We start from the raw sequence: 22457 nt of genomic DNA, 5'->3' as shown, positions 1-22457 counted from the left end.
GAGCCTAACCAATTGATGAAAGCATCAGTAACCTCTCAAGACTATGAGGTTCGAAACCGTTCTTGAAACTGCAACACCAGGCTGTAAATCACCGGGAACACCAAAAGGCTTAATATCAACACGGTCAGCATGCCGCCCAACGCGGGGGCGGCAATGCGTTGCGTCACATCCGCGCCGGTGCCGGTCGCCGTCATGATGGGTATCAAACCGATGATGTTGGCCAGCGAGGTAATCGCGACCGGCCGGACGCGTAATGCCGTCGCGGCTTCGCTGGCCACTCGGATTTCCTCGCCGGTCAAGGGCGCCTGTTTTTGCGCCCTGAGCTTATCGATTTCAATATCGATAAAGCTCAGCACCATCACCCCGGTTTCCGCCGCCGTACCCGCCAGCGCGATCAGTCCGACATAGACGGTAATCGACAGGTTATAGCCCAACCAATAGACGAACCAGATACCACCGATCAGGCTAAAAGGAATCGCCAGCATCACGATGGTGGGTTCGGTGATGTTTCGAAAGGCGGTGTATAGCAGAATAAAAATCAGCAGTAGCGTGATGGGTATCACGATGCGTAGCCTTTCCGCGGCCCGCTGCATGTATTCGAACTGGCCCGACCAAGTGACGGTATAACCGGCGGGCAACGTGACTTTTTCGGCCAAGGCCTTTTTCGCCTGCTCCACATAACCGCCGATGTCCGAGGTTTTTAGGTCGACATAAATCCAGGCATTGGGCCGTGCATCCTCTGTTTTGATCACGTCGGTACCGCGCTTGAAATCGATGTTCGCCACCGCCGTCAACGGGATTTGGCTACCGGTCGGCGTCGGAATCAGCACCCGCCGTAAAGCTTCCGGATTGTCACGCAAATCGCGCGGATACCTGAGATTGACCGGATAGCGCTCCAGACCTTCGACGGTCTCGGTGATGTTCATGCCGCCAATCGCGCTTTGGATTACATCCTGTACGTCGCCGACCGTTAAGCCGTAACGCGCGGCCGCTTCGCGGTTGATGTCGAAATCCAGGAAATAGCCGCCGACCGCCCGGTCGCCATAGGCCGACAGAGTGTCCGGCAAGGTTTTCATGGCCTGTTCGATTTGCAGCGACAGGGATTGCAGCACGTTCAGGTCGGGACCGGAGACCTTGATGCCGACCGGGGTCTTGATGCCGGTGGACAGCATGTCGATGCGAGTCTTGATGGGCATGGTCCAGGCGTTGGCTAAACCAGGGAAATGGATAGCCTTATCCATGTCATCCATTAGTTGCCGCGTGGTCTTGTTCGGGTCGGGCCACTGTTCTCTTGGCTTTAACTTAATGGTGGTTTCCACCATCATCAACGGCGCGGCATCGGTGGCGGTTTCCGCCCGACCGATCTTGCCGAACACATGATGCACTTCCGGAAAGGTCTTGATGATCTTGTCGGTCTGTTGCAAGACTTCCCTGGCTTTGGTGATGGAGATGCCCGGAAAGGTGGTGGGCATGTATAAAATATCGCCTTCATCCAGGGGCGGCATAAATTCACTGCCCAATTGGGATAAGGGATAAAAGGTCGAGGCCATCAACAGCAGCGCCACGACCAGCGTGGCACCTCGCCAGCGCATCGCTATTCTTAAGACCGGCGAATGAATGGCATGCAAAATCCGATTAATCGGATTTTTTTGCTCGGGAATGATCTTGCCGCGCACGAAATACCCCATCAACACCGGCACCAAGGTGATGGTCAAGATCGCGGCGGCCGCCATCGCATAGGTTTTGGTGTACGCCAATGGGCTAAATAGTCGGCCTTCCTGCGCTTCCATGGTAATAATCGGCAGGAAGGACACGGTAATCACCAGCAAGGACGAAAACAAACCGGAGCCGACTTCGCGGGACGCATTGCCGATGGCTTCCCAGCGTTCCTGTGAAGTCAACTTGGCTTGTTTTTTCTCGGCCGCTTCGGCCAGGTGTTTATGAGCGTTTTCCACCATCACCACGCCGCCATCAACCATGTCGCCGATGGCCAGCGCGATGCCGCCCAAGGACATGATGTTGGCGTTCATGCCTTGCCATTTCATCACGATAAAGGCCATCAGGATGCCTAGCGGCAGGGTGATGACAATCACCAGGGACGAACGCAAATGCAGCAAAAACAAGGCGACCAAGGCGCAGACGATGATCAGCTCCTGGCTCAGCGCCTCTTTCAAGGTGTCCACCGCCCTCTCGATCAAACTGCCCCGGTCATAGACCGGGACGATTTCCACACCTGCCGGCAGGCCTTTTTTCAGTTCTTCCAGCTTCGCACGTACATCTTCAATGGTTGCCAGCGCATTTTCGCCGAAGCGCATGATCACCACGCCGCCGGCCACTTCGCCTTCGCCGTTGAGTTCGGTGACGCCGCGCCGCAGCTCCGGACCGATCTGCACGTGGGCGACATCCTGCAAGCGAATCGGCGTGCCGTTGGCATCGACGCCCACCGGTATGGTGTTCAGGTCGTCGATGGATTTGATATAGCCCAAGCCCCTGACCATGTACTCGGTTTCGCCGAGCTCCAGTAAACGGCCGCCCACGTCGTTGTTTGAGCGTTTGATGGCCATCATCACGGTGGATAACGGGATCTCATAGGCCTGCAACGCATTGGGATCGACTTCCACCTGATATTGCTTGACGTAGCCACCGACCGAGGCGACTTCCGACACACCGGGCACGGTTTGCAGTGGATAGCGCAGATACCAGTCCTGGATGGATCGTAACTGAGCCAAATCATGTTTGCCGGTCTTGTCCACCAAGGTATATTCATAAACCCAGCCGACGCCGGTGGCATCCGGCCCTAATGCTGGCGTGACGCCTTGCGGCAGGCGGTTTTTCACATAGTTGAGGTATTCCAGCACCCGCGACCTGGCCCAATACATATCGGTGCCGTCTTCGAAAATCACGTAGACGAACGACAAGCCAAAGAACGAATAACCGCGCACCACCTTGGCATGCGGCACGGCCAACATCGCGGTGGTTAAAGGATAAGTCACCTGATTTTCGACCACCTGCGGCGATTGGTCGGCGTAATCGGTGAAGATGATCACCTGTACATCCGATAAATCCGGTATGGCATCCAGCGGCATGTTTTTAAACGACCAAATTCCGCCGATGGCCAGGATAATTGCCCCCAGCAATACCATGAAGCGGTCCTTCAAGACGCTATTGATGATGAAATCAGTCATGGCGATGCGCTCCCTGCTCGGTCTGCAAGCGAGTCGGTTCGGACGCCGGCGTCGCCGAAGGCTCCAGCATTTTCGACGTGGCTTCGTTCAGCTTGGATTCGGAATCGATCAAAAATTGCGCCGAGGTCACCACTTCCTCGTCGGCATCGAGGCCCTGAAGAATCGAGACATCGCCGTTGGACGCCAAACCGACTGTCACCGGGCGAGGTTCAAACTTGCCGGGGGCTCGTACCACGAAAACTTGAGTATGCGCACCGGAACGAACCACCGCTTCCGAGGGTATCACGATGGCATCCACCTGTTTACCGGCCAATATCGTCACTTCGGCAAACATATCGGGTTTTAACAGCAGACCGGGATTATCGAAGGCCAGACGCACCTTGATCGTCCGAGTCTTGGCTTCGGCATACGGATAAATAAACGTCAGATGGCCTTTGAAGGTGCGACCCGGAATGCCGGCCAATTGCATGTCAACCGGATCGCCTTCTTTCACCCACGGCAATTCGTACTCGTAAATTTCGGCATATACCCAGATTTTAGACAGGTCGGCGATCATGTACAGCTCGGTTTCCGGCGTGACGTATTGGCCTTCACGAGCGCCGATGTTGATGACGATACCGTCCGCCGGCGTATGGATATGCAGGCTTTTTTTGATGGCTCGGCTATCGGTCAATTCATGCAGTTGATGTTCGGGCACATCCAGCAATTTCAAGCGTTCGCGGGAGCTCTTCACCAAGTCTTCCGCACCGCGACGGATGTCTTCGATGGGGCTTCTTTCCAGAACTTTGAGATTATTGATGGCCAACACGTATTCCTGTTGGCTGGCCACTAATTGCGGGGAATAAATGCTCAACAGCTCTTCATTTTTCTTGACCAGTTGCCCGGTTTTATCGGCACGTAGCGTTTCAATCCAGCCTTCGGTTTTGGGATGCAGCCGAACGATATGCTCTTCGTCATACGCCACACGGCCTACGGCTCTGACCACATGCGAGAGCAAGGTTTTTTTTGCCCGCGCGGTCCGCACGCCGATGTTTTGCACCGTCGCCGCATCAATTTTAACAGTGCCCGCTGACGCGTCCTTTTGAGTCTCGTCCTCGGCATACACAGGCAGATAATCCATCCCCATATTGTCCTTAGCGGGTACCGGCGACGTCACCGATGGATTCATCGGATTGCGGTAAAACAAAATTTTGGGTTGTTTGGGCGCATTATCCTCGGTATAAACCGGTACGTAATCCATGCCCATGGCATCCTTGGTTGGCACCGGGGACGTTACCGATGGATTCATGGCACTTCTGTAAAATAATGGCTTTCTGCCCTCTGCTGGTTGAACCGCCGATTCCTGTTTAGGTTGCTGAGCCAGCCAATAGCCGCCCGCCAAGCCTATCCCCAAGGTCACCGTGGCGGTTAATAACAATTGCTTATTCATAAATTTCGTCCTCGCCAACATTCGCGCACAGTTGCGCCAGTGCTTGTTGGGCTTCCGTGAAGGCTTTCCAGTATTGGGTTTCGTATTCGAACAAGGTGATCTGGCTACGTACCAGATTCAAAAAATCGACTTTGTTGACCTGATAACCGGCCAGCATTGAGGCGACGGTTTGCCGGGCCTGCGGAATGATGCCGGTATCGAACAACACGAATTGCTGTTTGGCCCGCTGGTAATCGCTGTGACTTTGGGTAATTTCAGAACGAACCGCGTTCCATCGATCTTGCAGTGCGTAGCGTTGTTGCATCAATTCGCTGGTACGCTGATCGACGGCTTTGGCTTGCTTGCTGGCGGCAAAAATCGGCACGTTCATGCTGACGCCCAGGCTCAGCAAATCCGAACGTCTGGTGCCGTCGAGCATGTTGTTGCGTGCACCATAGGCCGCTTCGACGTTGAAGTCCGGTAGAAAATCTTTATGTGCCAGTTCCAGCTTGGATTGCGCCGCATGGATGCCTTGTCGGTCGCTTTCCAACATCGGTCTTGAGACTTCCGCTTGTTGATAAAGCCGGTCTTCGGGTTTAATTTCCGGCAAATTCAAGGCGAGTTGCGCCGGTAATTGCAGCCAATGGTTGGCGGGTTGATCCAACAGTGCATTGAGTTTGGCGACGGTACTGCGCCGCATGCCATTAAGGTTGATTTTCTGATCCAACAGCTTGGAGAGTTCCAGTTGGGCTAGCAATACGTCCTGTTGCAAACCTTCGCCCACTTCGTATTTGCTGCGGGCGATATCGACGAACTGCTGCAATAACTTGTGATTGTTATCGACGATCTCCACCGTCCGATCCAGATAAAAAACCTGCCACCACAGGGTTTTGACGTCGCTCAACAGACGCAGGCGCAACTCATCGGCATTCAGTGTAGCGGCTTCCGCTTCATACAGCGCTGCCTGCTCGCGTAGCGCCAGTTTGCCGGGAAAGGGAATCCCCTGGGAAAGCCCGAAACCGATTTGCGTCATGTCTTCTTGCCGCGTGCTAAAGCTATTAGTCGGCAAACTCATCGCGTTGAAGGTGATTTGCGGGTCGGGCAGGCTGCCTTCCTGCGACGGAATGGCGGCCATCGCCTTGGCACGGGCCAAGGTTTGCGCCAGATCAGGATTGTCCTGAATGACTTTTTGAGTGGCCGCCTCAAGCGTCAATAGCGGTTGCTCATCTGCGTTGGCCAGGCGGCAGACGATAAACAGCGTCGCCATCAGCAGACGCCTTGATCGAAAAAAGGATGTCATGATGATCCTCGTAAACTCGTGATAACCATGACGAACAAAAATCAGCCGGACTTTGGCCGATGTTGATCGTCATAAGGGCGGTGATTATTTCTTACAGCGAAACACCACCGTTGAACGGCTTAGAGGCTAAAAATCGGCGGTTTTATGTCGGGAGGTGCAAGAAACGAGGCGGAATTAGGTTTTTCCCCAAAGCCATAGCTATTGGACACCTGGATTGGAATAAACCTAAAAGATGACGTGATCCCGCAATCCACGCAAACATGAAAGCTGCAACTGGCCAAGTGCGGTTTGGCTGTGGCGGACTGGCAATGATCGGCGTGTGTGGAGGCCGAAACTCCTTCATCGCCCATTTCATCGGCAACGACAACCATTTGCGCAACCGATAACTGGCTGGTGAGTGCAGAATAATGAGCAAACGCCACCACTACAGGCATGATAGCCATGAGCACTAATAGAATGGTGGTGAGGCGATGTTGCATCATATTTGCCAGAGTCTAACTTATCTATATCATTGTAGATGAAATTTTTCATTATTGACGTCATAAAATCTGGACGCCTAAAGGCTAGCGATTGGAAACTGCATGACAATAAAACCCTTTGATCTAAGGCTCAATAAAATGCCGGCTTTGACCATAGGCAAACTTGCCAAACAAACCGAAGTCAGCATCGAAACCATCCGTCACTATCAACGTATCGGTTTGCTGACAGAGCCAGCGAAACCCGATAGCGGCTATCGAGTTTATTCCGCTGATGCTATTGCCCAGATACGTTTTATCAAACGCGCTCAACAGGCCGGATTTACCTTAAAAGAAATTGCTGCCTTACTAGCCCTTGATGGGGCGCACTGTGCTGATGTTCGGCAACTCGCCGAGCAAAAATACCAGCAGATCGATCGACAAATCAGGGATTTAACGGCACTGCGTCAGGTATTGGAAAGCCTAGTCAACGACTGTCAGCAGACAGCTCCAGCCGCACGTTGCGCTATTCTCGATGCGTTTAGCGATGATGACGCATCAACCAACCTCTAATTTTAAGTAAGACACCACCGCCTACTTGACTCTGTTCTAAACAACAGGGTTTAGACTCCTTGCCAACATTGAGCATGGTTTGGCTTAGGAGATTGCTATGAATACAGACCCTGAAACGTCCTTAAAAACCCCATCATGGTTGGGTATCGGCGCCCTTTTGGCCGCTGTAGGGGCTTCGGCCTGTTGTGTTGGGCCATTTTTGCTGCTGTCATTGGGTATTGGTGGTGCGTGGATCAGCGCGTTGACGGCTATGGAACCGGCCCGGCCATTTTTCATTGTCATGGCCCTGATTTTTATAGTACTCGGCTATCGAAAGCTCTATCTAACGTCTGATCGCTGTAATGCGGGTGAAATATGTGCCACATCAGACAACCAACAACGACAGCGCCGATTGTTCTGGCTGGGTTCCGCATTCATTTTGATACTGCTGGCCTTTCCCTGGTTAGCGCCTTTTTTCATGACTTGAGAGGGCTCGATATGACAATTAATTCCGGATTGTTACTGGTAAGTTTGTTGTTACCGGCCACATTATGGATGCCAATGGCCTATGCTGAAACCACAGTGGTACAGCCAAACCAACAACAAACGGTGACACTGAAGTTAGAGAATATGACCTGCGCTATGTGCACAGTCACCATAAAGAAAGCCTTGCAGAAAGTCGAAGGCGTACAAAAAGTGGCTGTCGATTACGATTCAAAAACAGCCACGGTCACCTTCGATAGCAAGAAAACCGATAGTGCAGCCTTGATCAAAGCCACGACAGATGCCGGTTATCCGGGTTCTCTCGTCACACCTATTATTCGGTAAGGCCGAGGATAGCGTCTATGTCTAATTGCTGCGGCTCCACCAAAACCAAGCAGATTTGTTCTGAATGCGGTTCCTCGTGCAAAAGCGTCGGCATACTCACGCTGTATCATCAGGTACGGTTTCCCGAGAACCAGTCAATCGTTACCGACAGCTATTATTTTTGCCCGGCAAAAACATGCCCGATTGCCTACTTTTCCAACGCCGGCAACACCATCCCCAAACAGCATTTGCGAAGCTATCAATCGATTCGGAACGATGCGCTTTGTTATTGCTTTGACATAGATACCGCGCAGTATTTATCGGCGTTAAAAGATCAACGTGCAGAACCGATCAAAGCTTTCGTCATGCAACGCACTCAAGCCGGGGAATGTGCTTGTAAAATTAGAAACCCATCAGGCCAATGCTGTTTAGCGAATTTCAAGCGTTTAGAAAATGAGCACAATACAGATGTCAAATGATCGCTATAAACCAGCCGTTCGGAGAAACTGATTTTGTATTTTTCACAGACCGCTTTTGGCCGGTTGGTTGAGGTCGCCAGCGGCTGCTTTGCAGTCCGCCAGTTTCCAAAATCTGGATTTCCCCGACTGGCCGCAATGTAGAAAAGCAACCGGTAAAATTGGGGTCGAAATGTCACCGTCAGCCAAACAAAATGGATGTCAGCTTTCGAATTAATCCACAATCAACCTAAGTCACCCAGGTAATCCTTCTTGCCGATTTCCAACCCGTTGTGTCGCAGAATAGCGTAAGTAGTAGTCACGTGAAAATAAACATTGGGTAGCACAAAGTCTGTCACGTAGGTTAAGCCAGTAAAAGTCAATGTTCGGTCATGCAAGGGCAGCAAAATTGTTTTGGCTTCCGATCCATCGATTTGCTCAGCGGGAAACGAGTTGATATGCGCCAATGTTTTATCAACTCGCTCGATCAACTCGGCAAACGAGTTTTCAACATCGTCGAACTTCGGAGGCTCCTGTCCGGCTAAACGGGAAACAGCACCCTTGGAAACGTCACTAGCAATTTGCACCTGACGCTTCAACGGGTACATGTCAGGATATAGGCGTGCGTTGACCAATACCGACGGATCAAACCTTTTGGTCTCTGCGAAATCAGTTGCTTTTTTCAGAATGGATCGTAATTGCGTCAGACTGCGGACGAGGGGCGGAACCGAAATGGCAAACATGGATAAAGACATCTGATAACTCCTGCACGGGTGAATCAGTCGAGTGGGTAGTGTAAGCCGCTTTATCAAAACGCGCGATCAATATTGTCGATTCGAATTCGGTTGCCGTGGGGTTAAACTACAGCGCATTAATATATCGAGATTCAACATGGTCGAGCAAAAGCCCGTTCGTAAGAAACACACCAACAGTACCAGTCAACCATGCTTGTACACGCTGCACATCGAGCTTAGGCCTAATGAAATTCGCCCACCGATCTGGCGAAGGTTGGAAGTCGATGGCCGTATCAGTTTGGCGAAGTTACACCACTTTATTCAGGCCGCCTTTGGCTGGAGCGACTATCACCTGCATCAGTTTAAAATTCGAGACAAGCTTTATGCCTTGCCGGACCCTGGCGATGAGCTGGATATGCTGGACGAGCGTAAAGCCTATTTGAATCGCTTGCTGGCTACCGGTGACACTATGCTCTATCGCTACGATCTGGGTGATAACTGGGAACACCTGGTGACCGTCGAGGAGATTCGCAACGACTTAGACAACGATCCCAAAGGCGGCGCCTGGGTATTGGATGGCGCACGCTCTGGTCCTCCGGAAGATGTCGGCGGCCCGGAGGGTTATGCCGATTTTCTGGAAGTCCTGCAGGAGGAACCGAATTCTGAAGAAGCTGCCCATTTGCTCGAATGGGCAGACGGCGATTTCGACTCTGAGAGATTTGACCGGCGATTGGCCAACGCAGCGATCATGCGTATCTTGTTTAACCGTTGGGGCGGCAAATAATGCTGGTTTTACGCTGTACCAAAAAGCGGCAAACTGCACTCAAGCTGAATAAAACCGACCTGGTCGATGCGAGTGTCGAAACCTCTAATTTCTGCTCGTGGCACCTCAATCTAATCGAGATCGATGGTCGCCCCTGTCTGTTGGTAGCCAACGACCAAACGCTTTTCAATTTCTTGATTGCCGATGTACCCCAGCTTGACGCTACCCAACTGATCCAACTGTTTAAATCCTATCTGCATTGTGTATTGGCCGAGGAAGGTTTCGAGCAGACCTTTATTCAAAATCTGATGACCGACTTTGCCGAAGTCAGGTTTGCCAACACCAACAGCAGACGAGTGCTGGGCTCGTTAAACGAGCTGGCTTTTTTCTACCTGTGCCACCTGGAATATGAAGGCGTTCACAGCCCCCGTTTGCCGGAAATTATCAAATAATGAATCGCTTCGTTATGGGCATGATTTCCTCCAGCGCCATCAACGAAGTGCATGATTTGTTCGGCCTAGAGCGTCCGCAAAATCAGTGGTGAATCAGTCCGAGCCGCGACCTCTTAGCCGCTTTGAACGTCGCGCGGTCGCGCGGGTTATACAGTGCGATCAAACACGTTATAGGGGAGATATGGCACGTGCGAATAGTAAAGTATCACGCATTAAGGTTAAATTGATTTGCTAGCGGCAATTCACCGTAACCAATTCCAGCCAATTCGTTGTATAGCGCTGTGAAATCCTCTCCGCCTTAGGCTTCCAGGTCTGGTCGATTTTGGTACTGGCAATGGCAATGCCTTTGGGAAACCGGCGATTGATCTGATCCACGGTTTGCATTAGCTCAGGGCTTTCCTGGGTTTGCTGGCTACCGAATAAATCGAATTGTTCCGGTGCGGCTTGCGGTTGAATCTGGCTGAGTTGCACGCCGCATTTTTGATAGCTATAGCCGGGGCGGTAAATTTCCTTTAGCAGTTGTTGGACGATGCCGGTAATCAATCGACTGTCCTGGCTGGGGAATTGGAGTTTTTGACTGGCGGCGCGTTGGGTTTGCGGTTCGTGTTCGGCGAAAGGATTGGTGCGAATAAAGGCAGTGACATAGCCGGTCACCGAGTGTTGCTGGCGGAGTTTTTCGGTGGCGCGGCAGGCAAATTCTGCTATCGCCGGGCTGAGTTCTGCTAACGTGGTCAATTTGCGACTGAAACTGCGCGAGCAAACGATTTGCTGCTTGTCGGGGGCAATTTCTTCCAGGTCCAGACAGCCAATGCCATTCAGCTCCATAATGGTTCGTGCCATGACTACGCTGAATCGTTGTTGCATTTTCTGCGGTGATTGCCGGGCTAAATCCCAAACCGTGCTTATGCCCAGCTGATTGAGTTGTTTGGATAGCTGGCGACCAATACCCCAGACTTCATCGATCGGCACGATCTTCATCAGCTTTTCCCGTCTGAGCGGATCGGACAGATTCAGTATCCCGCGGGTTTGCGGCCATTTTTTGGCGGCAAAGTTGGCGAGTTTGGCCAAGGTCTTAGTCGGGCCCAGGCCGACGCAGACCGGAATCCCGACCTGACGCTGCACGGCTTGTTTAATCTGTTTGGCATAAGCGATCGGGTCTCGGCGACAAAGATACAACTCGGTGAAATCGAGAAAGGCTTCGTCGATGGAATAGACTTCCACTGTCGGCGCGAAGGTTTCCAGTATCGACATCACCCGTGCCGACATATCGGCATTTATGTGGAATTAAAATGCAAGCTATTTTTGATGATTTATCTGGTACCACAATCAATGAAATATTTCACGGCTGTGGCCGTAGTAAAAATCCCATATTTTGAATGCCAAGGTACGGCCAAAAGCGGAAATTCGGTGACAAATTTCCGCTACCGTAAAGCTGCCTTTCATGACAGTTAACAGGTTAGACTTGTTTGATCGTTACACATATCGGACGCAACTTGTAAACTACGTCAAATGTAGTATGGTTTGGTATCTATGATTCCCATGTGCAAGGGCAAAGTATGGAAACTGGACTTAAAGAGCGGTTTGAAGTGTTCCCTTGGGACAAGAACTTTGAAACAGGTATTGCTCTAATTGATCAGCAACATAAAAAACTTGTCGGGATTTTAAATAAGCTTGCTGCCCATTTGGCTGATCGATCCTGCCCAATTACTCTAAGCAAGGTTTTTGATGAGTTGGTGGCTTATACCGACTACCATTTCAAGACCGAGGAAGCCATCTGGCATTCCCACTTGGCCGACGACGCGCTATTTACCAACCATCATCTCACCCACGACACCTTCATCACAAAGCTTACCAATTTAAAAGCCGAAGAGAATGTAAAAGCCATCGATGACGTTGTCCAGGATATCCTCGGATTTTTGGTTCATTGGCTGGCCTTCCATATCCTGGATACAGACAAGCGCATGTCAAAGATTATCTTTGGCATACAATCCGGTCTGCCTTTGCAAACCGCACAAACGCAGGCTGACGAGGCAATGAGTGGTGCGATGGAGGTTTTGATCGATACCGTCCTCACCATGTACGACAACCTCTCCGTACGCACCATGGAACTTCTCAGAGAGCGAACCGAACGGCAACGAGCCGAAGCAGCGTTGAAAGTCAGTGAAGAACGCTGGAAATTCATCCTGGAGGGTGCAGGCGATGGCGTATGGGACTGGAATATTGCCACTGGCGAGATCTATCGTTCGACCGACTGCTTTCCCTTGCTGGGTTTGATAGAGTCCGAAGGCCAACTGGCGAACCAAAATGCCACGATTCATCCAGATGATTTGCTCCGCGTTAAATCCGAGCTTGAGGCGCATCTAGCGGGCAATACCGAAAGTTTCGTCAATGAACATCGTGTTGTTCACCGGGATGGACACTGGTCTTGGGTCCTGTCACGCGGCAAGGTGACTACACGCGACGCCAATGGTCGGCCATTACGGATAATCGGCACTCACTCCGATATCACTGAACGCGAAATGGCTTCGCTCGTATACCAGAATACAAGTGAAGGCATGATGATTACCGATATCGACAACAACATCATTACCGTCAATCCAGCGTTCACGACCATAACCGGTTACTCTCTCAATGAGGTCATAGGAAAAGACCCGAACCTTCTCAGCTCCGGGCAACACGATCTGGCGTTCTATCAGACTATGTGGGGCGAAATTGAGTCGTCTGGTCAGTGGGTCGGTGAGATTTGGAATCGACGCAAGAATGGGGAAATCTACCCAGAACGGCTTGCGATTAACTCCATCAAGAATCCAGACGGTACGGTGCATCGTCGAATCGCCATTTTTAACGACATTACGGTTTGGCATGCCGCCTTGGAGAAGATTGAACAACTGGCCTTTTTCGATCAATTGACCCGTTTACCCAATCGAAAATTATTTCACGACCGGTTGACTCAAGAGATCAAAAAAGCCCATCGGGATGGTTCCATTGTCGCGCTGTTGTTTATCGATCTCGACCATTTCAAGGACGTCAACGATGCGTTGGGACATGATGTCGGGGACTTGTTGCTGATTGAGGCTGCGAGACGCATCAAAAAACAGGTGCGGGATTCCGACACACTGGCTCGACTTGGAGGCGATGAATTTACGGTCATCCTTTCCGAATTGACCGATGGTTCCGATGTAGGCCCTATTGCTCAGGCCATCATCTCCTGTTTAAGTGAAGCATTCTTGCTTCGTGGCCATGAAGCCTTTGTTTCCGCCAGCATTGGCATTGCCATGTATCCTGAGGATGCCACAATTCAGAGCCAACTCATCAAGAATTCGGATCAGGCCATGTATGCCGCCAAAGACCATGGACGAGGTTGTTTTCATTTCTTTACCAAAGCATTGCAGGAGGCTTCAGAGTTTCGCGCTCACCTGGCGAGCGATCTGCGTCATGCGCTTGAGCTGAGGCAGCTCGAGGTCTATTACCAGCCCATTATTGAACTTAACAGCGGAGAGATCCACAAGGCCGAAGCCTTGTTGCGTTGGAAACATCCGGCGCATGGATGCATCAGTCCTTCGGATTTTATTCCCATTGCAGAAGATAGCGGGATGATCCATGAAATTGGCGACTGGGTGTTCATGCAGGCTGTACAGCAAGTCAGGCAATGGCAAACTGTATGGGGAGAGACTTTTCAAATCAGTGTTAACATGTCACCGGCACAGTTCATCGGAGAAAAGAATAACCATCGCCATTGGCTCGACAAAATGCAGGAATTGCATTTGCTTCAGAACAGCATAGTGATTGAAATCACTGAACGCCTGCTGGTGAGCGAGGATGCAAAAATAATGGATAAATTGCTAAATTTTCGGGATGTGGGCATTGAGATTGCGATAGACGACTTTGGCACCGGCTACTCATCATTGGCCTATCTGAAAAAATTCGACATTGATTACCTGAAAATCGATCAGTCATTTACCAAGAATCTCGCACCGGACTCTTCGGATCTGGTTTTATGTGAAGCCATTGTAGTCATGGCTCATAAACTGGGCCTAAAGGTAATCGCCGAGGGCGTGGAAACGCAGGAGCAGCACAATCTGCTTCACTCTATTAGATGCGATTATGGCCAGGGTTATCTTTATTTCAAGCCAGTTCCTGCTGGGGAATTTGAGAGTTTATTTATTAAACGAACCTGTAAAGACTGAACTGGTGGGATAGCGACGAATTGACTTCCGAAAAACTCAGGTCAATAGCCGTCGTTCGTGGACTCTTTGGGGTCGCTCTACTCCTTCAGCTGGGCAAAAAGCTGAACGTCAGCTATCCGGAATTGCGTACTCACAGGTTCGGCCAAATAGCGGAAATTCGAGGATCAGAATTTATCCCCGTAAAGCTGCCTTTATCGGTGAACAGTTACGCAGACAAATACGGACTTCAACATCCCAGGTAAGGTGTGGCAGACATCAACACCATTTGGACTCAGACATAGCCGTGCTACCTTCGTAGTTTTGCTTTGCCGGGCTTTGGCTTAGGCGTTTCCGATGGATCCCAGGCAACAATCTGTCAAATTCGAATTTCTCTCTACCAAAGTTCAATATCGTCTGCTGCTTCGCCGGTTTGCGAACTAAGTGATTCCTCCTTTGCAGCACGAGAGTTTTCCCGTTTTTTGATATGCCATGAGGCGTCGCTGACTACAAATTTTTCTAATTGTTGTTTCAATACGGCGTTTAGCTTGAATAAGTCATCACTGGATACGGCATGTATTCGCGTGTTTTCCAAGGCGTCAGCATTTAACTCGGCCAGGGTATCAGAGGCTAGTCGGGTTTTTTCGACAAAGGCGGTTTGCTGGGTGATGGATAACCGAATGTTGTCGGCAACATCATTAATGTGTTGGGTAGATTTGCGTATTTCGTTCAGTTGAACTTCCGTCTGAGCGGATTTTGTCATGGACTCCTGCATCGCGCCTGACTGCTAACCATCGTAGCAACTGCTGCCGAGGTGCTTTGTTGAATACGCTCAATGGTTTGTTGAACCTCAATTGCCGATAGCCGCGTCCGTTCCGCCAGTGTTCTCACTTCATCGGCCACAACTGCAAACCCCCGACCATATTCACCGGCGCGTGCCGCTTCGATGGCCGCATTAAGTGCCAGCAAATTGGTTTGATCGGCAATCATTTTAATGACTTCGATAATTTTGCCAATTTGACTGCTACTGACGTGTAAGGCTTCGATCTGTTGCGAGGCGTTGGCGAGTTGACTGGACAAATGATCGATACTGAGTACCATTTCGTTGACCAATCTTTCATTCTCGGTAACGCGCGCGAGTCCAGAACGGGCAGACTCGATGATTTCATCCGTGCGTTGATTGACCAACTGGTTTGACGTGTACACTTCATTGATCGCACTAATGACCGAGCGGCTGATTTCCGTTTGCATTGCAGTTTTTTGGGTGATGGCGCTGTAAGTGTCTTTCAATTCCTGCGCCATAGGCACCAATCTAGCCACCGACCCCCTAATTGTCACGATGGCGTTATCGCTGCGATCAAGCAATCCATTCAAGCCCGCCAGGATACTCTCGAGAATGTCTTTTTCAGGAACAGGAATCCGCGATGTCAGATTAATATTTTCTGTATCGAGAATCGTCTGAAAATGATGCTCGAGCGCGCGTATCCGTTTTCTAAATGCCCGCTTAGTCAAAAAATAAGTGAATCCAGCAATGAATATATCCTGACTGAATGTTATAAAAGTGGTCAATAGGTTAGGAGTATATTGAATGTTAAGAGCTAACAGCCAATTTTGCATAGCTATGCCCGTAGAAATGGCCATGAAGGAAAATAGCCCATTTCTATAGCTCAAGCTGTTGTTATTAATGGCAATTTTGTTCATGCTGCCTCCATTTTCGATTGATCGTTCACTCATTTCGACACACAAAATCTCTAATGCCCTGCATCAGTTTTGGGGGGCGTATTGTTCTTGGCTCCGATGTTGTGCATTAATTATGCTTACTAACTAATGGGCAGATTACAAAGGTGCCAACTGCACCGCGTTGCGGGTACTGGTTTTCACTTTATACAAGGCCTGATCGGCTAAGGTTACCAGTGCCTGGCAACCTGGCTTGTCACCGACCGAGCCAGCGACACCCACACTGACGGTCACGGGCCGTTTCAGCACCAGTCCTTCGGGTTGATGGGTTTCAAGAGCCTTGCGTATTCTCTCACCCAGTAACACGGCTGTTGCGCCTTCGGTATTGGTAGCAACCACCAGGAATTCTTCCCCGCCGAAGCGACAGACGATATCCGTGGCCCTGGCCGCGGCTTTCATGATCTTGGCCGCATGGGCTAAAACAGCGTCACCCACATCATGGCCCAAGGTATCGTTGATGGATTTGAAAAAATCCAGGTCCAGCATCAAGACACTCAAGGGCCTTCGATAGCGCAGAGCCGTCGCCCACTCTTGTTCTAGGCGCGTCAAAGCATATCGACGATTGGGCAAGCCGGTCAGAATGTCGGTGTTCGCCATGGTGACCAGCCGCCGGTTGGCGACAGACAATTCGGCACTGAAGCGTTCGATGTCCTGCTTTTCCTTTTCCAGTTCCCGCTGCAGTTTGACGAGACGTTGACCCGCGCGAATGCGGGCTAACAAGATCCTTAGGCTCACGGGTTTGATCACATAATCGTCAATGCCGGCATCGAAAGCTTCAACCAGCTCGTCTTCGGTTTCAGCCGCCGTCAACATGATGACGTAGAGATTTTTGCCAAACACCGATTGCCGCAGGATTTTGCAGAGCGCCACACCGTCCATCGGCTTCATGTGCCAATCAGTGATCAGCAGGTCAGGCAACTGTTCGAGCAATTGCTTGAGCGCCGTTTCGGCATCGCGACAGGTCACCACGCGATGCCCGACTGCCGTCAACTGTTTGGACAGCCGCGCCAATAAAATGGGATCATCATCGACCAACATAATATCCAGCCCGGGCAAATCGCTCTGAGCCGTATTCTCGAGTGAAGCAATTACTTCCTTATTGGCTTGGTTCATCGCGGGCCAACGGACCTCGGTGTCGATATTGATCTGCTGGCCCCATTGCCGCCATTGGTCCTCGACCTCTGCCAAGAAGGCGTCGATCGTACTGACATCGTCGCTATGGTGTTGCGCTTGTTGTTGCAATGCAGGCATCAACGTGACACGATCGGTCTCATCGGCAACACAGTGGCGTGCGATTTGCTCTGCGAAGGCCAATTGCTCGGCAAGACGGTGGGCACGCGAGGTTTCGTTGCTGTCCGATGTGAAGCTCAGTTTTAACCCATCGACAAAGATGGCCGGCAGCCCCCAGTCCTGTAATAAAAGCAGTGTGAGCTCCTGGTGATCGACCGCAAAGCACTCGCGTTCCAGATGCAGTAAGTTGCCCGCCTGCGACGATTTCAGACATCCGCCGTAAAGATCGGACCACGCCGAGGCCAATGCCAGTTTGCCAATATCCGACAACAAGCCCAAGGTAAACGCTTCGTCCGGTGCAATCGTACGTTCGCGGCTGGTAATGGCGGCCATGGCAACCGCCTTAGCCAAGGCCTGTGCCCAGTACAAGCGATAATCGAATTCCGGACAGCGTCCGTTACTATGACCGCCTACCAACGAGAGACTCAAAGCGAAATTGCGTACGGACTGCACGCCCATCATGACCACGGCATCATGAATGTTGGCGATGGGGCGACGCGCTCCAAAAGCTGCGGAATTAGCGAAGCTGAGGATGCGTGCAGTCAGTGCAGGATCCAATTTGACCAATTCGGTCAGTTTCAGCACATCGGCATCATCCCTCTGCACCAATTGCATGATGGCCAAAGCCGTGCCGGACGGCGTTGGTAGGCGTTCAGCTGCTTTGAATTCCTGAAAGTTGAATTCATCACTCATGTCATGACTCGCTGTTTACTCTAAATTGCAGTGCATCAATCAATTCGACTAGGGCCTCTGTCATCGGTCGAGCCAAGGCCTTGTAATCGGCAATTTGTCCATGAGCAGCATGGCCAGCGCTTCCAGTAGCGCAATCACCGTACTGATGATCAGTTGTGATCGGATGAAAATCCGATACGATGACACTTCAAGCAATGAACGGTCTATCATCTAAATCCATACGTGATCGAATGGCCTTGAGGAGATGCCCCTCACCAAGCCGAATCCAGGGGCAGCGGATATCGAGTCGGTGAGCTACCTATAATCATTTAAATATAGACGAAAAAATTGTTCTTATTGCCTAGAATCAGGGTAAGCGAATTGTAAGGCTGCAAGCAATCGATCATCGAGACTGTAAAACCTGGGTAATCAGTAGTTAACCCGGCTCGACAGGGTGCCATCGACATGAATATTGGCCCCAGTTACAAAGGAAGCGGCAAGTGAACACAGAAAAATGGCGATGTTGGCGACTTCCTCGGCTGTTCCCATTCTGCCGAACGGATTCTTGTTCAAATAGCTTTGGAACACTTCCGGCATCTGTCGTTTGGCATTCCCACAAAAGCCATCTTCGACGTTAATCGTGCCCGGGGATTGTTCGCTCAACCGTCAATTATGTTGAGAATTTATCATGCTCCCATATCTTCTTATGGGCATATAAACAATACTCTCTCGAGCATGTCGGGCAGGGTCTTTCTTCTATGCGCGCTCTATACAAAAGTCCGTTAATTTGCCTGCACAGTTGAAATTGATCACTCAAAATAGGCTTCTATAAAGCAGACCTCCGTCAATGTCTCCAAGGGGTCGTTGCTTGCCTTTCACTACCCATCCAGTAAGCACATCAGGTATCTTTTTGCTCACTCTAAGTAATGATTAGCTAGCTGCATTTTACAATCGCCAACTCATCCCACTGGGTTGTATAGCGTTTTGACATGCGTTCGGGCTGGAACTGCCAGCTTTTGTTTAATCCTGTGGCGGCTATAGATATGGACTTAGGAAACCGATGGTTGATTTTATCGAAGCAGGCCATTAACTCTCGCTCCTTTGAAGATTTTGGGTTGGCAAACAAATCCGTCTGGCCAGGCATGGTATTGGGGTAAAGGCCACTTAATTGGATTCCGCATTTCTGGTAACGGTAACCCTCCTTGTAAATACCTTGCAACAACTGCTTGGCAACATTGATCAACCTGCGTGTATCTTGCGTGCCTATTGCCAATTTCAAAGTTGCTGAACGTTGATATTGAGGTTCTTGTGGATTAAACGGGTTAGTCCTGATAAACACGGTTAAACGATCTGCTGTCGAATCCTGTGCTCTGAGCTTTTCCGCCGCCCGGCTGCAGAACTCGGCTAAAGCTTCGGATAATTCCTTCAAATTATCTAAAGGCCGCTTAAAACTTCGGGAACACATGATTTCTTGTTTGTCCGGCGCTATTTCTGCAAGCTCCAGACAGGAAATGCCATTGAGTTCCATGATCGTTCGAGCCAAAACAACACTGAACTGCGACTGCATTCGTTGAACGGGCTGCTGCGCCAAAGCCCAGACGGTGTGAATGCCGAGTTGCGAGAGCTGCTGGCTTAGGCTTGAACCTATACCCCAGACTTCATTGACCGGTAACAGGCGCATTAACCGCTCCCGCCGTTGAGGGCAGGACAAATCCACAACACCGTTGGTTTTAGGCCATTTTTTAGCGGCAAAATTTGCCAGTTTCGCCAACGTTTTAGTCGGCCCCATTCCGACGCAAACTGGGATGCCGGTATTTTTCTGGATCGATTGTTTAATAGTGAGACCATAACCGATAGGGTCTTGCTGACAAATCCCGGTCAAATCTAAGAATGCCTCGTCAATCGAATAAATTTCGGTGCTCGGTGAAAATGTCTCTAATAATGACATCACTCTGGATGACATGTCGCCATACAACGCGAAATTTGATGAAAATAGATGGACATCATGTTTTTTAACCAAGTCGGCCACTTGAAAGAGCGGCACCCCCATTTTGACACCGAGGGATTTTAAAGCCTTGTTCCTAGCGATAAAGCAACCATCGTTATTGCTGAGTACGCCTACCGGCTTATCCCATAAATCCGGACGGAATACGCACTCGCAACTGACATAAAATGAGTTACAGTCTACTAAGGCAATCAGGGGTCGCGGCGGCAGTGCAGAAAGGGAATTGCGTGGGTCGGGCATAGGAATAAGCTTTTTAAGTGGCGCCAAAGTATACTTTTTGTTCTAATTTTGTTCTATTTAATTAGGTAACTTCATTTCCATGAATTTGCTGCGGCGTTCTGCCATCCAGGGTTGGAACATTTTTTAGCTTGTCCAGCATGACTTCCAGCTTCTGCAGGTCGCCCTTGACGATCTGTTGTTCCTCGGGCGTTAATGGCACCTCCTCAAGATAACGGTGCAAAAACGCTTTGGCCGCCAGTGCTTCACCCTTGACCGAATCCTTGGGTATATTGAAGTCGCAGCCAGCGCAGGCCATACGGTGTGGGCAGGTACTCCAGAAGGGGTTCGAGCAATAAGAGGAGCCTAAATCATAATATCGGTAAGGCTCACCCTTGGCTGCGGCTCCACTGACCACGGCTGTATGGTCGATAAGTACTTCGATTAGGTGTGACATCTGATCAGCTTTCGCAAAAGCGCCCGCTAACTGCGTTGGTTTTGTCCGAATGTAGTACAAAGTAGATTTTGGACTGCGATGACCTGACCATCGCATCAAATCAAATAGGGACATCCCTTGAGGTACGCTAGCTAAGGCAGTGACAGCCGAGGCCCGTCCCCTGCTGATTTTGCCTCTGCTGTCCTCTACAGGCAATCCGGCTTTGGCGCATAACATCGGGATGATCGTATCATTGATTGCCGAGTGTCCAATCGTCTTGCCACGGTACTGAAACAAAAACCGTACGCGTTCACCTGTCTTGGGATCGATTAAGAAACCTTGTTCAGGCCGAATTGCTTCCCATTCAGTGATAAACTGCCGGACGATTGCACTCACCGGTTTTGCGAAGGCGGTGAAGGTTTTGCCGGCCGGCACATCTAAATAGCATAATGTACCGGCGGCAATTGTTGTGCCGGTCGTTTCATCAATAATGGGATCATTTTGGGCTCGCGCACAGCCGACGCGAAGGCGGATGATTTCGTTCTGGCGCAGTCCGGCATGAGTCCATACGACGCTGATCGCCCGCAACATTTCTAAGGGATACCAAATCTCACTCAATTTATCGTTTGCTTCAAGATTGAGGCTGGCCCATACCAATTTGAGCCAAAAATTGTCGTCTATGGCTCGCGGATTAGGGCCGCATAATCTCAAGATTGAATTCGGTGTGGCCAAATGATAATACGGATTAAACTTCAGCCGGACCCAGCCCCAATGTTGAATGTCACGGAAGAAACGCCGCATGGCATACAGTACGGAGCGTTTGGAATTAGCGCCAAGCGGCGTTCCTAGATTAACTCGCCCAGTATAGTCGAACGAATGAAGCTGCCATTCGCCAACCTTGAGCCGATTTAGGGCTGCGAGAAAATCAGCACAGGTTTCGACCGTCCAATCCGCCGGACTGGTGATTTCTGGATGAATTTGGGCTAGCCACAGGCCAGCACGCAGAATATAGCTGTAGTTAGACTCCCGTGTTTTAGGTTGCAAGGTCGATGTTTCCCGCCATCGCCGGCAATAATCGACCCATTGCGGCGCAATACCACCACCGCTTTTTTCCTTCCATGAGACATAATTGCGCATCCGGAGTGGCTCGGGCAGGATTCCCAGTGCGGCCAACCCGTGGGAGAGCTTGCCGATACCGTGAGCTTGGGCGCTGTACTTTTCACGGGTGCGTTCCAAGAGTTCGGTATCGAAACTTTCTAGGTAGGGGTTGCGGTTTTCCAGCATTACCGCTGCCAGGATGGATGGAAAATTCTGTTGCAGATTAACTTTGCCATACCCAATTTTCTGTAAAGCCTGATGTAAACGCCCACATTCGCGTTCGAAAAGTTCTTCTCCGAAAATCAATCGCCCAAGACCGGATAAATAAAATATAGGGCCAATGCAATGGACGAGGCGGAAATCGCAAAGAAGATAAGCATTCGCGGTGATGAAAAGTCGTGCGCTTGAGTGGATTAATGGGTGGCAGACTAAATCAATCCAAGCCTGCTGACTCCAAGCCCAGTAGGGCTGCTGAGTTCGCTGAATCTCTTGCAGGATAGCGGTCTGAGCTTTGGCGTGCCTTTCTAGCAGGCTTTGCTTTGAACTCAAAGCCGCCACATCCCGTAGCGGCAAATAAAGCCTTGGCACAGCGGCTCTAACCCTCATGGTATTACTCCAACTGACCAATGCACATTCTTCAGTTTCCGATAGATATGGACTTCGATCATACTGAGCCAAGTCAAGAGGCCATTGCCAATTCTTCGCACTTACAGAATCTAATTGAGCCAT

Annotated in this window: 18 protein-coding genes and 1 pseudogene; 6 read left to right on the top strand and 13 right to left on the bottom strand. The window is 50.5% G+C overall.

All coding sequences use genetic code 11. From position 1 onward, the window contains the following. Positions 1 to 41: 41 nt before the first annotated feature. The 4 genes from QLH52_RS06585 to QLH52_RS06570 form a co-directional block, all read right to left on the bottom strand. On the bottom strand, positions 42 to 3185 hold the full coding sequence (locus tag QLH52_RS06585) for an efflux RND transporter permease subunit (RefSeq protein ID WP_319960991.1): 3144 nt from the start codon (positions 3183 to 3185) through the stop codon (positions 42 to 44). After that, complete coding sequence (locus QLH52_RS06580; protein WP_256612521.1) at positions 3178 to 4614, bottom strand: efflux RND transporter periplasmic adaptor subunit; 1437 nt, start codon at positions 4612 to 4614, stop codon at positions 3178 to 3180. Before QLH52_RS06580 ends, QLH52_RS06585 begins: the two co-directional genes overlap by 8 nt. After that, positions 4607 to 5860, bottom strand: coding sequence for a TolC family protein (locus QLH52_RS06575; protein WP_256612523.1), 1254 nt, complete (start codon positions 5858 to 5860; stop codon positions 4607 to 4609). Before QLH52_RS06575 ends, QLH52_RS06580 begins: the two co-directional genes overlap by 8 nt. A 152-nt stretch (positions 5861 to 6012) precedes the next feature. After that, positions 6013 to 6375 carry a hypothetical protein gene (locus tag QLH52_RS06570; protein WP_256612520.1) on the bottom strand — a complete coding sequence of 121 codons (363 nt, stop codon included), beginning with the start codon at positions 6373 to 6375 and terminating at the stop codon, positions 6013 to 6015. A 99-nt stretch (positions 6376 to 6474) separates the two neighbouring features. Here QLH52_RS06570 and QLH52_RS06565 point away from each other — a divergent pair, with 99 nt between their 5' ends. The 3 genes and pseudogenes from QLH52_RS06565 to QLH52_RS06550 all read left to right on the top strand — a co-directional run bounded on the left by QLH52_RS06565 (position 6475) and on the right by QLH52_RS06550 (position 8186). Then, positions 6475 to 6921 (top strand): MerR family DNA-binding protein, encoded by a 447-nt coding sequence (locus QLH52_RS06565; protein WP_256612519.1) that lies wholly within the window; start codon positions 6475 to 6477, stop codon positions 6919 to 6921. A gap of 97 nt (positions 6922 to 7018) precedes the next feature. Further along, positions 7019 to 7728 (top strand): annotated as a pseudogene (locus QLH52_RS24535) (MerT/CopZ fusion-like heavy metal transport selenoprotein). Between the two features lie 17 nt (positions 7729 to 7745). Continuing rightward, positions 7746 to 8186, top strand: coding sequence for a putative iron-sulfur cluster-binding metallochaperone (locus tag QLH52_RS06550; protein ID WP_256612516.1), 441 nt, complete (start codon positions 7746 to 7748; stop codon positions 8184 to 8186). A gap of 221 nt (positions 8187 to 8407) precedes the next feature. Here QLH52_RS06550 and QLH52_RS06545 read toward each other — a convergent pair whose 3' ends face one another. Further along, a complete protein-coding gene (locus tag QLH52_RS06545) occupies positions 8408 to 8917 on the bottom strand; it encodes a DUF1993 domain-containing protein (protein ID WP_319960990.1) in 510 nt (169 codons plus the stop codon). 136 nt (positions 8918 to 9053) lie between these two features. Between QLH52_RS06545 and QLH52_RS06540 the strand changes: the two genes are divergently transcribed. Both QLH52_RS06540 and QLH52_RS06535 read left to right on the top strand, forming a co-directional pair. Then, positions 9054 to 9680 carry a plasmid pRiA4b ORF-3 family protein gene (locus tag QLH52_RS06540; RefSeq protein WP_319960989.1) on the top strand — a complete coding sequence of 209 codons (627 nt, stop codon included), beginning with the start codon at positions 9054 to 9056 and terminating at the stop codon, positions 9678 to 9680. Continuing rightward, entirely contained in the window at positions 9680 to 10111 is a 432-nt protein-coding gene (locus tag QLH52_RS06535) for a DUF6933 domain-containing protein (protein WP_319960988.1), read from the top strand. The genes QLH52_RS06540 and QLH52_RS06535 overlap by 1 nt, the downstream gene beginning before the upstream one ends. A gap of 231 nt (positions 10112 to 10342) precedes the next feature. Here QLH52_RS06535 and QLH52_RS06530 read toward each other — a convergent pair whose 3' ends face one another. Further along, on the bottom strand, positions 10343 to 11377 hold the full coding sequence (locus QLH52_RS06530; RefSeq protein ID WP_319960987.1) for a Y-family DNA polymerase: 1035 nt from the start codon (positions 11375 to 11377) through the stop codon (positions 10343 to 10345). Between the two features lie 290 nt (positions 11378 to 11667). Between QLH52_RS06530 and QLH52_RS06525 the strand changes: the two genes are divergently transcribed. After that, the gene (locus QLH52_RS06525) at positions 11668 to 14298 is read left to right on the top strand and encodes a bacteriohemerythrin (protein ID WP_319960986.1); all 2631 of its coding nucleotides are present in this window, start codon (positions 11668 to 11670) and stop codon (positions 14296 to 14298) included. Between the two features lie 373 nt (positions 14299 to 14671). Here QLH52_RS06525 and QLH52_RS06520 read toward each other — a convergent pair whose 3' ends face one another. From QLH52_RS06520 to QLH52_RS06490, 7 genes are all read right to left on the bottom strand, one after another. Continuing rightward, positions 14672 to 15037 (bottom strand): hypothetical protein, encoded by a 366-nt coding sequence (locus QLH52_RS06520; protein ID WP_319960985.1) that lies wholly within the window; start codon positions 15035 to 15037, stop codon positions 14672 to 14674. After that, a complete protein-coding gene (locus tag QLH52_RS06515; protein ID WP_319960984.1) occupies positions 15034 to 15975 on the bottom strand; it encodes a methyl-accepting chemotaxis protein in 942 nt (313 codons plus the stop codon). The genes QLH52_RS06520 and QLH52_RS06515 overlap by 4 nt, the downstream gene beginning before the upstream one ends. Positions 15976 to 16110: 135 nt before the next feature. Continuing rightward, positions 16111 to 17994, bottom strand: coding sequence for a diguanylate cyclase (locus QLH52_RS06510; RefSeq protein ID WP_319960983.1), 1884 nt, complete (start codon positions 17992 to 17994; stop codon positions 16111 to 16113). A 60-nt stretch (positions 17995 to 18054) separates the two neighbouring features. Further along, a complete protein-coding gene (locus QLH52_RS06505; RefSeq protein WP_319960982.1) occupies positions 18055 to 18204 on the bottom strand; it encodes a hypothetical protein in 150 nt (49 codons plus the stop codon). A gap of 198 nt (positions 18205 to 18402) precedes the next feature. Continuing rightward, entirely contained in the window at positions 18403 to 18636 is a 234-nt protein-coding gene (locus QLH52_RS06500) for an SDR family oxidoreductase (RefSeq protein WP_319960981.1), read from the bottom strand. A gap of 271 nt (positions 18637 to 18907) precedes the next feature. Then, entirely contained in the window at positions 18908 to 20218 is a 1311-nt protein-coding gene (locus QLH52_RS06495) for a Y-family DNA polymerase (protein ID WP_319960980.1), read from the bottom strand. Between the two features lie 61 nt (positions 20219 to 20279). Next, complete coding sequence (locus QLH52_RS06490) at positions 20280 to 22457, bottom strand: site-specific integrase (RefSeq protein ID WP_319960979.1); 2178 nt, start codon at positions 22455 to 22457, stop codon at positions 20280 to 20282.

It is taken from the genome of Methylomonas defluvii (assembly GCF_033949435.1).
Classification (GTDB): Bacteria; Pseudomonadota; Gammaproteobacteria; order Methylococcales; family Methylomonadaceae; genus Methylomonas; species Methylomonas defluvii.
Note: the sequence above shows the minus strand (reverse complement) of the source record. Positions and strands in the feature narration are given on the sequence as shown.

Excerpts from the sequence above, each read along its gene's own strand:
- QLH52_RS06585 (WP_319960991.1), bottom strand. The coding sequence starts at position 3,185 with ATGACTGATTTCATCATCAATAGCGTCTTGAAGGACCGCTTCATGGTA.
- QLH52_RS06580 (WP_256612521.1), bottom strand. The coding sequence starts at position 4,614 with ATGAATAAGCAATTGTTATTAACCGCCACGGTGACCTTGGGGATAGGC.
- QLH52_RS06575 (WP_256612523.1), bottom strand. The coding sequence starts at position 5,860 with ATGGCGACGCTGTTTATCGTCTGCCGCCTGGCCAACGCAGATGAGCAA.
- QLH52_RS06570 (WP_256612520.1), bottom strand. The coding sequence starts at position 6,375 with ATGATGCAACATCGCCTCACCACCATTCTATTAGTGCTCATGGCTATC.
- QLH52_RS06565 (WP_256612519.1), top strand. The coding sequence starts at position 6,475 with ATGACAATAAAACCCTTTGATCTAAGGCTCAATAAAATGCCGGCTTTG.
- QLH52_RS06550 (WP_256612516.1), top strand. The coding sequence starts at position 7,746 with ATGTCTAATTGCTGCGGCTCCACCAAAACCAAGCAGATTTGTTCTGAA.
- QLH52_RS06545 (WP_319960990.1), bottom strand. The coding sequence starts at position 8,917 with ATGTCTTTATCCATGTTTGCCATTTCGGTTCCGCCCCTCGTCCGCAGT.
- QLH52_RS06540 (WP_319960989.1), top strand. The coding sequence starts at position 9,054 with ATGGTCGAGCAAAAGCCCGTTCGTAAGAAACACACCAACAGTACCAGT.
- QLH52_RS06535 (WP_319960988.1), top strand. The coding sequence starts at position 9,680 with ATGCTGGTTTTACGCTGTACCAAAAAGCGGCAAACTGCACTCAAGCTG.
- QLH52_RS06530 (WP_319960987.1), bottom strand. The coding sequence starts at position 11,377 with ATGTCGGCACGGGTGATGTCGATACTGGAAACCTTCGCGCCGACAGTG.
- QLH52_RS06525 (WP_319960986.1), top strand. The coding sequence starts at position 11,668 with ATGGAAACTGGACTTAAAGAGCGGTTTGAAGTGTTCCCTTGGGACAAG.
- QLH52_RS06520 (WP_319960985.1), bottom strand. The coding sequence starts at position 15,037 with ATGACAAAATCCGCTCAGACGGAAGTTCAACTGAACGAAATACGCAAA.
- QLH52_RS06515 (WP_319960984.1), bottom strand. The coding sequence starts at position 15,975 with ATGAACAAAATTGCCATTAATAACAACAGCTTGAGCTATAGAAATGGG.
- QLH52_RS06510 (WP_319960983.1), bottom strand. The coding sequence starts at position 17,994 with ATGAGTGATGAATTCAACTTTCAGGAATTCAAAGCAGCTGAACGCCTA.
- QLH52_RS06505 (WP_319960982.1), bottom strand. The coding sequence starts at position 18,204 with ATGATAGACCGTTCATTGCTTGAAGTGTCATCGTATCGGATTTTCATC.
- QLH52_RS06495 (WP_319960980.1), bottom strand. The coding sequence starts at position 20,218 with ATGCCCGACCCACGCAATTCCCTTTCTGCACTGCCGCCGCGACCCCTG.
- QLH52_RS06490 (WP_319960979.1), bottom strand. The coding sequence starts at position 22,457 with ATGGCTCAATTAGATTCTGTAAGTGCGAAGAATTGGCAATGGCCTCTT.